Below are 13894 nucleotides of genomic sequence, written 5' to 3' on the forward strand. Positions count from 1 at the left end.
TTCCCCGGCAGTAGCGCTACAGCCAGGCTTTTATCTGAGCGCTCACTGCGGCCGTGGAAATCCCGTAACGGTCATGCAGCGTCGGCAACGCGCCAGCGTCGAGGAAGGCATCCGGCAGGGCTATTTGCCTGAATGTCGGTGTGACGCCATTCCTGAGCAACACGCTGGCAACCGCTTCACCAAGCCCGCCCATGATTGAGTGGTTTTCCGCGGTCACCACCAGCCGTCCCGGTTTGCGGGCTTCTGCCAGAATAGTCTGCTCATCCAGCGGCTTTACGGTCGGCACATGCAACACCGCTACATCCACCCCATCGGCGCGGAGTTTTTCTGCGGCTTCAAGGGCGCGCATGGTCATCAGGCCGGTTGAGATGATCAACACGTCATTGCCGGTTCTGAGGGTTTTGGCTTTGCCAATCTCAAACGTATAGCCGTACTCGTCCAGCACTACCGGCACATTGCCGCGCAGCAGGCGCATGTAAACCGGCCCTTGGTGAGCGGCAATAGCGGGCACCGCCTGCTCGATTTCCAATGCATCGCACGGGTCGACAATCATCAGGTTCGGCATGGCTCGGAAGATAGCCAGATCGTCAGTGGCTTGGTGGCTGGGGCCGTAACCGGTGGTCAGGCCCGGCAAACCGCAGACGATTTTGACGTTGAGGTTTTCTTCAGCGATGGCCATGCAGATGAAGTCATAGGCCCGGCGCGAGGCAAACACGGCGTACGTGGTTGCGAAGGGCACAAAGCCTTCCCGGGCCATGCCTGCAGCAGCACTCATGAGCAATTGTTCCGCCATGCCCATCTGATAAAAACGGTCTGGGTGAGCCTTGGCAAATATATGCAGGTCAGTGTACTTGGACAGGTCCGCTGACAGCCCGACAATGTCTTTGCGCTGCTCGGCCAGATTCGCCAATGCATGGCCGAACGGAGCTGGGCGTGTTGCCTGACCTTCAGAGGCTATCGAGGCGATCATCGCCGATGTCGTCAGGCGTTTTTTGCCGGTTGCAGTGCTATTCACGCCACTCATACGGTTCTCCCGATCTGCAGATTGTCGAGCGCCAGATCCCACTCGTTCTCATCGACGCGAATGAAATGGGTTTTCTCGCGGGTTTCAAGGAAGTCCACACCCTTGCCCATCCGGGTGTCACAGATGATCACCCTCGGCTGGGCAGCGGTATGGCTGCGAGCCGCATCGAAGGCGTTGACCAGTGCATTGATGTCATTGCCGTCGACACGCTGGGTGAACCAGCCGAATGCTTGCCAGCGATCCACAATCGGCTCGAAGCCCAGCACTTCGCTGGAATGCCCGTCGGCCTGCTGGTTATTGACGTCGACGATCGCGATCAGGTTGTCGAGCTTCCAGTGCGACGCCGACATCACGGCCTCCCAGGTCGAGCCTTCGTTGAGTTCGCCGTCCGACAACAGGTTGTAAACGAATGAGGCTGACTGTTTGCGCTTCAGGCCCAGACAGGCACCGACAGCGATCCCCAGGCCGTGGCCCAGTGAGCCGCCGGTTATTTCCATGCCGGGGGTATAAGCGGCCATGCCAGACATTGGCAAACGACTGTCATCCGAGCCGTAGGTTTCCAGCTCGTCAAGCGGGATGATTTGCGCTTCGATCAGCGCTGCGTAAAGCGCAATTGCGTAGTGACCGATGGACAGATAAAACCGGTCGCGTCCCTCCCACTCAGGATCATCAGCCCGGTAGTTCAGCGCGTGGAAATAAGACACTGCGAGCAGGTCGGCTGCACCGAGTGCCTGGCCGACATAGCCTTGCCCCTGGACTTGTCCCATCTTCAGCGCGTGACGGCGTATGTTGTAGGCGCGTTCGAGCAGCGCCGTAGCCGGTGAAGAATCTGCAGTCATGATAAATACTCCGTTAACTCAACGATTGACCGAGGCGGCCGGGATGCGCAGCACCAGCACGGCACCCACCAGCAACACGCCGGTGATCAGGTACATCCCAATGGCGCTGGAGCCAGTTGTGCTGGTTATCCAGCCGATCAGGTAGGGCGAGCAGAAGCCCGCAAGGTTGGCGAAGCTATTGATACCGGCGATGCCTGCCGCAGCCGAAACTCCGCCCAGCAAAGTGGTGGGCAGCATCCAGAACAGCGAGGATGCCGAGAGCACGCCCGCAGCCGCGAGGCACAGGCTCAACACCGACAACAGCAGGTTCCCGCCAAAGATCGCGGCTAATGAGAGACCACAGGCACCGGCGATCATGGGGATGACCAGGTGCCAGCGGCGTTCGCGATGTTTGTCGCCGCTGCGGCCCATCAACAGCATGGCGACGATGGCGCACATGTAAGGCACGCTGGTCATCAGGCCGATGTGCAGTGCGTTGGTGAGACCCGCATTGCGAATCAGCGTCGGTAGCCAGAAAGTGATTGCGTACTGGCCCATGACGACACAGAAGTAAATGCAGGCCAGCATCCACAGTCGGCGGTCGCGCAGAAAATCATTGACCGAGCCGTGTGTCACTTTCTGGCTGTTGTCCTCGGCCAGTTCTTTGTTGATCAGTTGCTTTTCTTCTTCGGTGAGCCACGTGGCTTCGTGCACGCCATCCTTGAGGTAGCCCAGGACGAAGAAGCCCACGATGACCGTTGGAATGGCTTCGATGACGAACATCCATTGCCATCCCGCCCAGCCATGGAAACCCGCGAATGCATTCATGATCCAGCCGGAGAGCGGGCCACCGATCATTCCGGAAAGAGGGATCGCGATGAACCACAGCACGGTCATTTTTGCCCGGCGGTAGGAGGGGAACCAATAGGTCAGGTACAGCAACAGGCCGGGTGCCAGGCCTGCTTCTGCGACACCCAGCAGAAACCGCAGGCCGTAGAACTGCCGCGCGGTTTCGACGAAGGCGAAGAGGGCCGAAATGATGCCCCACGAGATCATGATCCGTGCAATCCAGCGACGGGCACCGACACGGTGCAGGATCAGGTTGCTGGGGACTTCGCAGAGAAAGTAGCCAATGAAGAACATGCCTGCGCCAAGGCCGTAGACGGCCTCGCTCAACGCCAGGTCGTTCATCATTTGCAGCTTGGCGAAGCCGACATTGACCCGGTCCAGATAAGCACACAGGTAGCACAGCATCAGAAACGGCATCAGCCGCCAGGCGGTTTTACGATAGGCGTTGGAGCGTACAGCCGAAGCCGCATCAAGGCTCATGGTGGTGGTAATCATGATGGTCTGATCTCTTGTTTTTATAGACCGTCAGGCCGTGTCGCCCGACGTATCATCGATCCAGAACAGCGCGGGTAACCCGCTCATGCGGTATCAGTGAATCAGCATGCCGCCGTTGACGTCCAGCGTGATACCGGTGAGGTATGCAGACAGATCGCTGGCGAGAAACAGTGCCGCATTCGCAACGTCCTGAGCGGCACCCAGTCGACCGAGCGGGATGCCTTCGATGATCGCGTGCCTGCGCTCGTCCTGCATCAAGCCGCCGGTGATGTCGGTATGAATCAAGCCTGGCGCAATGGAATTGACGCGAATGTTATCCGGGCCGAATTCCCGCGCCATGGCCTTGCCCAGCCCCAAAACACCAGCCTTTGCGGCACTGTAATGCGGTCCGCCAAAAATACCGCCGCCGCGCTGCGCTGACACCGATGACATGCAGACAATGCTGCCGGATGACTGCGCCCGCATGGTTGGAATCACGGCTTGAGACATCAGCAAGGTGCCGCGCAGACTGACGTCCAGTACTTTGTCGTAGTCCGAAGGCTTGATGTCGAGGGTTTTGATCGGTTGGGTAATCCCGGCGTTGTTGACCAGCACGTCAATGCGGCCAAAACGCTCGATGATCTTTGCCACCGCCTGCTGAACCTGTGCCGGATCGGCGACGTTGGCGGCAAGTCCCAGATGACCTTCGCCCAGAGACGCCGCAGCGTCTCGGGCAGCGGACTCATCCAGATCAAGGATGACCACTTTCGCGCCGTGACTCGCAAAAGTGATTGCAGTAGCCCGACCGATGCCGCGCTCTGAAGCAGCGCCGGTAATGATCGCGATTTTGCCTTGAAGAAGCATGGGCAGTGACCTCTGAATATTGTTTTTATGATGTCGACCTGAAACGCGTCGATGGCTCAGAGTGTTCTGCACGCATGCCGTGAGCAATAACGCAAAAATCATTGGATGCTGAAAAAAATTCAGCACTCGTCAATGGGCCGGGCAGGTGGTTGAATATGAACGCTCGTAAATACAAGAACGAAAAGCGAAGAGTATGACCATGCGTCCCACTGCTGATGGACCACCCTTACTGCCACCGCTGAGAGCCATTCAGTGCTTCGAACAGACCGCTCGCTTTGGCAACGTCGCCAGGGCCGCCGAAGCGCTGGATCTGACGCCCTCTGCGGTGAGTCATCAATTGGCCAATCTGGAAGCGACGATTGGCCGCCAGTTGTTCCTGCGAGCGGCGCGAGGGGTAAGCCTGACGCCGGTGGGTGAGCAATACCTGAAAGACGTGTCGGGGTTGTTGCACAGCCTCGCGGTGGCCACCGAACGGGCGGCGAGCGATGTCAGCCTTGACTGTTTGCGACTGCACTCCGCGCCGAGCTTCGGCTTGTTGTGGCTGATGCCGCGTCTGGAAGCATTTCGTCAAAGCCATCCGGACATTCAGATCAACCTGTCGTGCTCCTACGAGTCACTGCATTTCAGTCGCGACAAGATCGACGTGGATATACGGCACGGCAAACCAAACTGGCCAAGTTATGAAGTGCGTACGGTCGGCAATGAAACATTTTCGGTGCTGGCTTCACCGAAACTCCTGGCTCAACGGCCTGTTCATGGCGCAGCGACGTTGCTGGAAAGTGATCTGATCCTCTCGGAAGCAACCCTGCTGAAGTGGCCGGAGTGGTTCGCTCAACATGGCCTGGCGAGACCCGAAAAACCCTACGCTTTGAGTTTCGACCGCTCGTACATGACCCTTGAAGCCGCCAGTCACGGTCTGGGATTTGCGTTGGAAAGCACACTGCTGGCGCAGAAATATCTGACTTCCGGCGCTTTGGTCGAGGTGGCACCGCAAACCCTGAGCGCAGCGGTAGCGGCTCATCATCTGGTCTATCCAAAAGCCCATTCGAGCTTTCCCCGGGTGAGGCGTTTTCTGCACTGGATGGAAACCGAGTTGGGGCATGGCTTCGTGTATTGAACATCGCCGGGGCGTCGCCTGCATCTGCGAAGAAAACAGGGACCCTGTAGGAGTGAGGCTTGCCCGCGAAGAACGATAATGCGGTGGGTCTCACTTGCCGAGTCATCTGGTTCGCGGGCAAGCGTCGCTCCAACATACACACCCTTTTGTGTATTTCGTTTAACAGGTGTTCGCCCGGCGTTCCACCTCAGAAGCAGGGCTTTGCACCAAGAGACTTACTTTTTCCCGGCGCTGAGCTTCTCGTAGCTCAGGCGCAAGTCGTTGGCCCAGCCGTCCAATACTGGTTTCACACTGTCCAGCGTCAATTGGGTTTTATCGTTTTCCAGTGCCTCACCGCTGCCTTTACGCACGACCTGGGCAAGCACTTTGTTGTTGTCCGCATCAAGAAAGGCCGCTTCTGTAGCAATTTCAACGTTCTGATCCCGACCGCCAGCCGCGGTATTCACGGCTGCAGCAAGCAGCGCAACCGGGACTATTTCGTAAGGCCTGAGGCCTTCGGTGGACGTTGATACGGCGGTGATCGCAGGGCGGACAATAATGGTATTGGGCCCGGGTGCCGTGGCGATGCTCAGGTTTTTGCCCAGCTCGCGTTTCAGCGCTGTATCAAAGTAACGCGTGATTGCTTGCAACGTCTGCGTGCTGATCACCGCCGTCGGTTGCGGCTTCGGGTAGAACTGGCTGGGCTCGATATAGACGTGAGTGTATTTGTTCAGTTGAATATCCGGGTCAATCCAGCGCATGACTGGTGCTCCGCTCGCGCTTTCAGCCGGTTTGAGCTGGCTGTAGTCCTTGAGAAAGCCTGAATACTGGCTTGGATCGACCCGCGAACTGGCGCATCCCGCGAGGCCCAGAACGGCGCAGCACAGTAGCACTTGTAGCCGTGAAGTTTTCATTGAGTGAATCCCTGCGTATTGGGGAAACCTGTTTGGGCTCAACAGACATATTTGCGCGTGCAAATACAACTGCGCCCCGATACGTCCTTGCGCGGGTATGACCCTTGATCGACGTTTACGCCCACGCCGTTGGACGGCACCCTGAGAACGCTAGCAGGTCACTCAACGACTGCCAGCGAATACGCCCGAAAACCTGTAAAGATGCAAAGCAGTCCTCATACAGCATGCGCAACTTGTGCCGCACCGCCGACAACATTGCGCCGCCCTGATTAAGCAGAGCTAATAACGTGATTTGCTATTAAGCCGCACGGTGTAACTGCAGTTTTACAGCCGCCGCTCATCCGGAAGTTGATCGCTGTGGGCATAGGCTCACGGCGATCGATACTTTCCGACGCTTTTCAACCCTTACTGTGTTCCGAGGAAGTGGGAGGGTTAGCGACTCCACGCGGACCGGTAACGCCCCAGATGACTAAACCCACCAGTGGCAATGCCAAAATCAAAATAGCCCAGCTTAACTTGGTGCCCGCAGGTTTGGTGCTGCGATATACGCTGACAATTGCCCACACATCTAACAGCAGGACAATTAACACCGCGCCGATCGAAAACAGAGACATCTCCATTATCGATCTCCTGATTGCTGAAAGAGCGGACGCGCCGCGTATCGCGGCGCTGCCCTTTAGCAACCGATGTTAGTGAGCGGCGTCGCCGCCATGTTTTTCCGCGAGGGCCTGCGCATGCTTCAAATGCTCTTTCAGCGCGGGCAGGGTTTTGCTGGCAAACGCCTTCAACTCTGCATCTTTGCCATCGCTGGCTTCTTTTTCGAACAACTCGATGGTCTGTTCGTGTGCCTTGACCTGATTGTTGGCGTAAGCCTGATCGAATGACTTGGCGCCCCGCAGTTCGAGAATCATTGATTTGGCCTTATCCATCAGCATGGCCTGATCGGACACTTCAAGTTTTTTGCTTGCCGCGATTTTTGCCAGTTCCTCATTCGCTTTGGTGTGATCCTTGACCATCATGTCCGCGAACGCTTTGACATCGGCGGAGGTGCTTTTTCCCTGAGCAAGTTTGCCAGCCTCCACTTCAGCGACGCCTTTGGCTGACGCGTCTTCGACAAAATCGTCGTTATCCTGTGCGGCAAAAGCGCCATGGCTGGAAGCCGCCAGGATAAGAGCCAGTGCAGTATTACGAACTAATAGAGACATTTTATATTCCTTTTGTTTATTTTAATGGCCAGGCACTGTCACGCCTGTTACTGGACCTGTGACGTAAGCGACTAATTAAAGGTTCAGCCTTTTTTGGGCTCGTTTTTGAGAATTATTCCGACGGGCAGGTATCGTCTGCATCAATGGCGTTTGAATATCTAAGCACCTCAATTCAGAACAGCGATGGCCCATACTCGATAGTTAATACAGAAGTCATAACTCCCCACGTCGATAACGGTCGTCCAGACATGAATATGAAAGTGCGAACTCACGGAAAGGGTCGCAGTCCACCCTCAGTGCATCACTTTTCAATGATACTGGAGGGGCCACAATGACTGATTATCCAACACCACCTTTTGCGGGCCAGCAGCAAACCGTGCCGGGTAGCCAGCAAAAAATGCAGCCGATCCCTGATTGTGGTGAAACCAGCTACAAAGGTTCGGGACGTTTGGCGAACAAGATCGCGCTGATTACTGGCGGTGATAGCGGTATAGGCCGTGCGGTCGCCATTGCCTTTGCAAGGGAAGGCGCGGATGTGGCGATCTCTTACCTCGACGAACACGAAGACGCGAGTGAAACCGCACGCTGGGTGGAGGAGGCGGGCAGACAGTGTCTGTTGTTGCCGGGTGATCTCACGCAAAAAGCTCAATGCTCCGCGATCGTAGAGCAGACGGTCGAGAAGTTCGGGCGCATCGACATCCTGGTGAACAACGCAGCGTTCCAGATGAGCCGGGAGACGCTGGAAGAGATTTCAGATGAAGAATGGGTCAAGACTTTTGATCTGAACATTACCGCCATGTTCAGGATCTGCAAGGCGGCTCTGCCTTCCATGGCGGCGGGCAGTTCGATCATCAACACCAGTTCGGTGAATTCAGACATGCCCAAGCCCACGCTTTTGGCCTACGCAACGACGAAAGGCGCCATCGCCAACTTCACGGCGGGACTGGCTCAAATGCTTGGCGAACACGGGATTCGCGTGAACAGCGTCGCCCCAGGCCCCATCTGGACGCCTCTGATTGTGTCGACTATGCCCGAGGAGGAAGTTAAAGAATTCGGCGCACAAACCCCGCTGGGTCGCCCCGGGCAACCTGTTGAGGTTGCGCCGATTTACGTACTGCTGGCCTCCGACGAAGGCAGCTACATCTCCGGATCGCGGTATGGCGTAACCGGTGGCAAGCCTATTTTATGAAGACAACCTGCCATCCAGCAGGTCGATAACATCCAGATGTCGCCGCAGTGTTCCTGTGGCGACACCGTTTCAGCGCTGGCCGACTTACCGAAGCCTCTATGCCTGAATTCGTTCAACAATCGCATTCAGTAACACATCACATCCCATGCGTGCATCTTCGGGGTATACATCTTCGGCCTCGTTGTGGCTCAGCCCGCCCACGCAGGGGATGAATACCATGGTGGTTGGGCAGTGCCGCGCCAGCAGGATTGCATCGTGACCGGCACCACTGACAATGTCCTGATGCGGATAACCGAGTGCCTCGACCGCACGCCGTACAGCCGCGACGCAATCGCTGTCGAACGGCGTGGCCGGGCTGAGCCAGTGACGCTGGATGTTTAACGTCAGCCCCCGGGCATTGGCAATTTGCTCGAAGCGCTGCTGTACCTGTTGCTCCATCAGGGCTATCTGCTCGTCGTGATGGTGCCGCAGGTCGACGGTGAAGCTCACGTTGCCAGCGATGGTGTTGCGCGATGATTTGGCGATGCTCACCTGGCCGATGGTCACCAGACCCTGAGGGGCGAACTCCTCGGCCAGTGCTTCAAGCTGCGCGGCCATCTGCGCCACGCCGAACAAGGCGTCCTTGCGCAGCTTCATCGGCGTTGTACCGGCATGGGCGCTCTGGCCCTGGACCTGCACATCGAGCCAGCAAATGGCCTGGCCGCCCGTCACGACGCCCACCGGAATGCCGTTATCTTCGAGAATCGGACCTTGTTCGATGTGCGCTTCGAAATACGCATCGAAAGGGCGCTTGAATGGTTGCTCACCCACATGCCCGGTGGCGTCCAGCGCCTGGGCGACACTGATACCCTCTGCATCGCAGGCGTCCAGCGCGGTTTGTAAGTCCAGGCTTCCGGTGAACACGGCCGAACCGAACATGGCAGGGGTGAAGCGCGCGCCTTCTTCATTGGTCCAGACGGCAATTTCGATAGGCCGCTGACTTTGAATACCCTGTTCATTAAGGCAGCGGACCACTTCCAGTCCGCTTAATACGCCATAGATGCCATCAAAGCGGCCGCCTTTGGGCTGGGTGTCCAGATGGCTGCCCATGACGACTGGCGCAAGGCTGTCATCCAGCCCGGCACGTCGTGCAAACAGGTTGCCAATGGCGTCGAAGCTCAGGGTCATGCCTTCTGCCTGGCACCAACTCATGAACAGTTCGCGACCGGCTTTATCGTCTGCTGACAGAGCAAGACGGCAGTTGCCACCTTTGGCCGTCGCGCCGATTTTGGCCATGTCCATCAGGCTGCCCCACAGGCGGTCGCCGTTGCATTGATATACGTTCATTACCAACCTCTTGCGTGTTTCTTCAGTAGCCCAGCGTCGGGTCCACCAGATTGTTCAGGGGTTCACCACCGATCAGGCGGCGCGCGTTTTCCGCCACCTGTAGCGCGATGCAATCATGAGAGGCGGCGGACGCCATGTGGGGCGTGACGATTACGCCCGGCATCTGCCACAGAGGGTCATCGCGTGTTAACGGTTCGTGCTCGAATACATCAAGCACGGCGCCGCGCAGTTGCCCACAAGCCAGTGCCTGCTGCAGGTCATCAACCCGCAAGTGCTGGCCGCGACCCGCGTTTACGATGACGGCGCCAGGGGCCAGGGCGGCAAAGGTGTTTGCACACAAAATACCGCGCGTGGCGTCGGTCAGTGGCAGCAGGTTGATCAGCATATCCAGGCCGTCGATAAATTCAGCGAATTGCTCGTTACCGTGATGGCAGGTTACGCCCGGCAACTGGCGCGGGCTGCGGGCCCAGCCGCGTACCGCGTAACCGGCTCCGGTCAGATCCGTCGCAATGGCCGCGCCCAGCGAACCGAGGCCCATCACACCGACCCTGAACTGACTGGCAGGCCGTTGAGGGTGACGCAGCCAGTAATTCTCACGTTGCTGGGTGATGACGCGATCAAAGTCCCGGTGAAAATGCAGCACTGCCCAGCGCACGTATTCGGTCATGCCCTGACGATGGTCAAGGTCGACCACCCGGCAAGCAGGCACGTCAGGGCGGCTTGGGTCGGTCTGCAAATGATCGACGCCCGCAGCCACCGAATGCACCAGCTGCAGATTGTGCAACCGGGCCATGCTGTTGGCGGGTGGGTACCAGCAGGCGGCGACTTGCGCCTGAGCAGCGGCCGGATCGTCAGCCAGTACGACCTGTAGCTCCGGAGCCTGACGGGCAAATGCCGCTTGCAGTTGGCCGAGCAGGGCGGTGTCGCGACTCAACAGAACGACAGTGGTCATGAGCAGTACGACTCGCGCTGGTCTTCTATCAGGGTCAGCGCGGCATTCCAGCTCAGCTGGATAATTTCCGCTGCCTCGTCGCGATCGAATTGCTGGGCGGTCAGGCGGCAGACTTCTTCGCTGGGTTGCAGCAGCTTGCTGTTACCGGCCAAGGCCTGAATCTGCGCCTGACAGGCACGCTCCAGAAAATGAATTTCGTGAAAGGCCTGGGCAACGCTGCCTCCCGCTGCCAACAAGCCGTGATTGCGCAGAATCATTGCTTTATGAGGGCCAAGATCGGCCACCAGACGCTGTCGTTCTTCCAGCGACAGGGCGATCCCTTCATAGGTGTGATAACCGAGCTTGCCGTAGAACTTCAGCGCATGCTGGGTGATCGGCAACAGACCTTGCTCCTGTGCCGCGACTGCCATTCCGGCTGCCGTATGGGTATGAATCACGCAGTTGAGGTCCTCACGCGCCATGTGGATCGCTGAGTGAACAATGAACCCGGCAGCATTGACCCGGCTGTTTTCCGTGTCGCCATTGACGACCTGACCATGCTGGTCGATGCGCACCAGATCACTGGCTTTCATCCGGTCAAAGATCACGCCGTAGCGGTTGATCAGGAAGTGATGCTCCGGACCCGGAATGCGCAGGCTGATGTGGGTATCGATCAAGTCGGTCATGCGAAAGTGTGCGATCAACCGGTATAGGGCCGCCAGCTCACAGCGTGCCTGCCATTCCACGGCGTCGATAGAGTAAGGGGTATTCATGAAAGCTCCTTGTTGAAGGCTGGCTGTGCCGCCGCGCTGGTGTCACCTCGCAAACGCGCCAGACCGCACACGCCGAACAGCGAAATACCTGCCAGTACGCTGAAGAAAATCGCCAGTGGCAGCCATTGCCCGGCGTAGTGCGTAGCCAGCAAGGTGCCGATGATCGGTGTGCTGCCCCCGGCAATCGCGCAGATCAGTTGATAGGCGATGGAAATCCCGCTGTAGCGCAGATGTGCAGGGAAGGCTTGCGCCATGTATCCGGCAATCACTGCGTACAACGCCGAAAGGGTGATCACGGCCATCGCGATGCCCAGAGTCATCAATGCCAGGTTCTGGGTGCCCACCAGCAAAAACATTGGATAGGGCATGACCATCGAGAGCAGGGCGGCCAGCATCAGGAAGCGGCCTTCACCGATGCGCTCGGCCAGCAATGCGCTGATGGGTTGTGAAATGAACTGCAAGATGGTCACGATGAACAGGCAATCCAGAATCGTTGCCCGGGAGATGCCCTGGTACTGGGTGACATAGGTAATCATGAAAGTGTTGGTGAAGAAGAAACCAGCAGAGCCGATGGTTACGGCGCAGGCGGCGAAGAAAATCTGCCGCCAGCAGGTACGCAGCACGTCCAGCACCGGGTACCTGGCGGTTTCGCCTTTCGCGGCCACGTCTTTGAATTCCGGCGACTCTTCAACACCAAAGCGAATGACGAGGCCAATCATCATCAGTACACCGCTGGCCAGAAACGGCAGGCGCCAGCCCCAGTCGGCGAATTCCGCTGGCTCTAAAGACGTCACCAGCCTGAAGGCGATCAGCGCCAGCAGCAAACCCGCCGGGCTACGCAACTGGGCGAAGGAGGCATAGAAGGTTTTGCGGCCCTTCGGTGCGTGCTCGCTGGCCATCAGTACCGCGCCGCCCCATTCGCCGCCGACGGAAATGCCTTGCACGATACGCAGCGCTACCAGGCCGACAGGTGCCCAGATACCGGCAGTGGCGTAGGTCGGCAGCAGGCCGATACCTGTCGTCGCGAGGCCCATCAAGAGCATGGTGAACAACAACATCTTCTTGCGCCCAAGACGATCACCGAGGTGACCGAAGACCATCCCGGCCATGGGCCGCGCGATAAAGCCGACTGCAAAAGTGCCAAACGCGGCAAGGGTGCTCAGGCCCGGTGTATCGCTGGGGAAAAACACCTGGCCAAGGATCAGCGCAGCGGCAGTGGCATAGATGTAGAAATCGTAGAATTCGATGGTCGTCCCGACGAATGCGGCGGCAGCCGCCCGGCGAGGCTGGTTCGATGAGGTTCGCATGCAAGGCCCTTTTGGTTTTGGCGTTATGGCAGGGGTCGAGGCTGATTACGTGGCGCTCTAAGGGCGCTTCCATGCTTTATCGCTCGCAGCCTATAATTAATCAATTTGCTAATACTTATTTCATGTATTAGTCAGGCTACTAATGGTGTGGGAATGAGCGATATCGAATCGGGCGAGGCTCAAGGCAAATGGCAAGGTCGGCGCTTTCTCAATGACCGCCTCGACTGGAATCTGCTGCGTACCTATCTGGCGATTGGAGAAGAACGCAGTATCAGCCGCGCGGCGGCCAGGCTTTTCGTCACGCAATCAGCGGTCAGCCAGTCGCTCAAACGCCTTGAAGAACAGCTCGATTGCGCCTTGATTGTCCGCAAGGGGCCGCGCTTCGACCTGACTCACGCCGGAGAGGAAGTGTTTGGTATTGCTCAAGAGATGTACGGCAACGTTTCACGCCTGGGCACGGCCGTTGAAGACGCCGAGGAGGAGGTCGTGGGTAAGGTACGCGTGCTCTCCATCAGCCATGTGCAGTCCCCCCTCTATGATGACTTTCTTGCTGACTTCCATTTGCTGCATCCGCGCGTTGAACTTGAACTGGAGGTCATGCGCAGCTCGGATATTCAGAGCTCTCTGAACCAGAAAACAGCCAGTCTGGGGATTGGCTTGTGTCGCTTCCCTCAGGCGAAACTGGAGCGTGTGCTGTTGATGCGCCAGCGCTATGCGTTTTTCTGCGGCAAGCGACATCGGCTGTTCGGCAAACGCGGGTTGGCGCTCGATGCACTGCAGGGTGAGAACTTTGTCAGCTTCACCAGCGACCAGCTCGGCGGCAATCTTTCGCCCTTGACCGTGTTTCGTGATCAGCAGGGCTTCACCGGGAAAATCGTCGCCTCATCGCCCAGTTTCGAAGAGATCCGCCGATTGATCATCGCCGGTTACGGCATTGGTTGTTTGCCAGAACACCTGGTGGACAACGATTTGCACAACGGTCTGATCTGGCGTTTGCCACCGGCGGAGGGTGTGGTGGATGTCGACATGTTCCTGATGTGGAATCGCGATCAACGCATGAACCGCGCCGAGACGGTTTTTCTTGAGTCGTTTCGGCGAGTCATCGAAGAGGCGGTCTAATCCCG

Annotated in this window: 14 protein-coding genes; 3 read left to right on the plus strand and 11 right to left on the minus strand. The window is 57.8% G+C overall.

Features of this window, described 5'->3' with window-relative positions; genetic code table 11:
- Positions 1–16 precede the first annotated feature (16 nt).
- The 4 genes from EE949_RS11615 to EE949_RS11630 form a co-directional block, all read right to left on the minus strand.
- Positions 17–1024 (minus strand): transketolase family protein, encoded by a 1008-nt coding sequence (locus EE949_RS11615; RefSeq protein WP_122664413.1) that lies wholly within the window; start codon positions 1022–1024, stop codon positions 17–19.
- The gene (locus EE949_RS11620) at positions 1021–1863 is read right to left on the minus strand and encodes a transketolase (protein ID WP_122664414.1); all 843 of its coding nucleotides are present in this window, start codon (positions 1861–1863) and stop codon (positions 1021–1023) included. Before EE949_RS11620 ends, EE949_RS11615 begins: the two co-directional genes overlap by 4 nt.
- Before the next feature lie 18 nt (positions 1864–1881).
- Positions 1882–3186: an MFS transporter gene (locus EE949_RS11625; protein WP_205505097.1), complete on the minus strand. Its 1305-nt coding sequence runs from the start codon at positions 3184–3186 to the stop codon at positions 1882–1884.
- 93 nt (positions 3187–3279) lie between these two features.
- Positions 3280–4029 carry an SDR family NAD(P)-dependent oxidoreductase gene (locus EE949_RS11630; RefSeq protein WP_122664415.1) on the minus strand — a complete coding sequence of 250 codons (750 nt, stop codon included), beginning with the start codon at positions 4027–4029 and terminating at the stop codon, positions 3280–3282.
- Between the two features lie 199 nt (positions 4030–4228).
- Between EE949_RS11630 and EE949_RS11635 the strand changes: the two genes are divergently transcribed.
- Positions 4229–5146, plus strand: coding sequence for a LysR substrate-binding domain-containing protein (locus tag EE949_RS11635; RefSeq protein WP_122664487.1), 918 nt, complete (start codon positions 4229–4231; stop codon positions 5144–5146).
- Between the two features lie 215 nt (positions 5147–5361).
- Here EE949_RS11635 and EE949_RS11645 read toward each other — a convergent pair whose 3' ends face one another.
- The 3 genes from EE949_RS11645 to EE949_RS11655 form a co-directional block, all read right to left on the minus strand.
- Positions 5362–6039 (minus strand): DUF3313 domain-containing protein, encoded by a 678-nt coding sequence (locus EE949_RS11645; RefSeq protein ID WP_122664416.1) that lies wholly within the window; start codon positions 6037–6039, stop codon positions 5362–5364.
- 398 nt (positions 6040–6437) lie between these two features.
- Complete coding sequence (locus tag EE949_RS11650) at positions 6438–6659, minus strand: PLD nuclease N-terminal domain-containing protein (RefSeq protein WP_122664417.1); 222 nt, start codon at positions 6657–6659, stop codon at positions 6438–6440.
- A gap of 69 nt (positions 6660–6728) precedes the next feature.
- Positions 6729–7244, minus strand: coding sequence for a DUF4142 domain-containing protein (locus EE949_RS11655; protein ID WP_122664418.1), 516 nt, complete (start codon positions 7242–7244; stop codon positions 6729–6731).
- Positions 7245–7575: 331 nt separating this feature from the next.
- Between EE949_RS11655 and EE949_RS11660 the strand changes: the two genes are divergently transcribed.
- Complete coding sequence (locus EE949_RS11660) at positions 7576–8433, plus strand: SDR family oxidoreductase (RefSeq protein WP_122664419.1); 858 nt, start codon at positions 7576–7578, stop codon at positions 8431–8433.
- A gap of 96 nt (positions 8434–8529) precedes the next feature.
- Here EE949_RS11660 and EE949_RS11665 read toward each other — a convergent pair whose 3' ends face one another.
- The 4 genes from EE949_RS11665 to EE949_RS11680 are packed head-to-tail and all read right to left on the minus strand — an operon-like array spanning position 8530 to position 12770.
- Positions 8530–9759 (minus strand): Zn-dependent hydrolase, encoded by a 1230-nt coding sequence (locus EE949_RS11665; protein ID WP_122664420.1) that lies wholly within the window; start codon positions 9757–9759, stop codon positions 8530–8532.
- A 22-nt stretch (positions 9760–9781) separates the two neighbouring features.
- Positions 9782–10711, minus strand: a complete 930-nt coding sequence (locus tag EE949_RS11670) for a 2-hydroxyacid dehydrogenase (RefSeq protein ID WP_122664421.1) — start codon at positions 10709–10711, stop codon at positions 9782–9784.
- A complete protein-coding gene (locus EE949_RS11675) occupies positions 10708–11463 on the minus strand; it encodes a class II aldolase/adducin family protein (RefSeq protein WP_122664422.1) in 756 nt (251 codons plus the stop codon). The genes EE949_RS11670 and EE949_RS11675 overlap by 4 nt, the downstream gene beginning before the upstream one ends.
- The gene (locus EE949_RS11680) at positions 11460–12770 is read right to left on the minus strand and encodes an MFS transporter (RefSeq protein ID WP_122664423.1); all 1311 of its coding nucleotides are present in this window, start codon (positions 12768–12770) and stop codon (positions 11460–11462) included. The genes EE949_RS11675 and EE949_RS11680 overlap by 4 nt, the downstream gene beginning before the upstream one ends.
- 153 nt (positions 12771–12923) lie before the next feature.
- On the opposite strand from EE949_RS11680, the gene EE949_RS11685 reads away from it, so the two are divergent.
- A complete protein-coding gene (locus tag EE949_RS11685) occupies positions 12924–13889 on the plus strand; it encodes a LysR family transcriptional regulator (RefSeq protein WP_122664424.1) in 966 nt (321 codons plus the stop codon).
- Positions 13890–13894: the final 5 nt, after the last annotated feature.

This window comes from Pseudomonas viridiflava (assembly GCF_900602065.1).
Lineage (GTDB): Bacteria > Pseudomonadota > Gammaproteobacteria > Pseudomonadales > Pseudomonadaceae > Aquipseudomonas.

Coding starts and splice junctions, on each gene's coding strand:
- EE949_RS11660 (WP_122664419.1), top strand. CDS start 7,576: ATGACTGATTATCCAACACCACCTTTTGCGGGCCAGCAGCAAACCGTG.
- EE949_RS11625 (WP_205505097.1), bottom strand. CDS start 3,186: ATGATTACCACCACCATGAGCCTTGATGCGGCTTCGGCTGTACGCTCC.
- EE949_RS11665 (WP_122664420.1), bottom strand. CDS start 9,759: ATGAACGTATATCAATGCAACGGCGACCGCCTGTGGGGCAGCCTGATG.
- EE949_RS11680 (WP_122664423.1), bottom strand. CDS start 12,770: ATGCGAACCTCATCGAACCAGCCTCGCCGGGCGGCTGCCGCCGCATTC.
- EE949_RS11685 (WP_122664424.1), top strand. CDS start 12,924: ATGAGCGATATCGAATCGGGCGAGGCTCAAGGCAAATGGCAAGGTCGG.
- EE949_RS11650 (WP_122664417.1), bottom strand. CDS start 6,659: ATGGAGATGTCTCTGTTTTCGATCGGCGCGGTGTTAATTGTCCTGCTG.
- EE949_RS11655 (WP_122664418.1), bottom strand. CDS start 7,244: ATGTCTCTATTAGTTCGTAATACTGCACTGGCTCTTATCCTGGCGGCT.
- EE949_RS11675 (WP_122664422.1), bottom strand. CDS start 11,463: ATGAATACCCCTTACTCTATCGACGCCGTGGAATGGCAGGCACGCTGT.
- EE949_RS11615 (WP_122664413.1), bottom strand. CDS start 1,024: ATGAGTGGCGTGAATAGCACTGCAACCGGCAAAAAACGCCTGACGACA.
- EE949_RS11670 (WP_122664421.1), bottom strand. CDS start 10,711: ATGACCACTGTCGTTCTGTTGAGTCGCGACACCGCCCTGCTCGGCCAA.
- EE949_RS11630 (WP_122664415.1), bottom strand. CDS start 4,029: ATGCTTCTTCAAGGCAAAATCGCGATCATTACCGGCGCTGCTTCAGAG.
- EE949_RS11635 (WP_122664487.1), top strand. CDS start 4,229: ATGCGTCCCACTGCTGATGGACCACCCTTACTGCCACCGCTGAGAGCC.
- EE949_RS11620 (WP_122664414.1), bottom strand. CDS start 1,863: ATGACTGCAGATTCTTCACCGGCTACGGCGCTGCTCGAACGCGCCTAC.
- EE949_RS11645 (WP_122664416.1), bottom strand. CDS start 6,039: ATGAAAACTTCACGGCTACAAGTGCTACTGTGCTGCGCCGTTCTGGGC.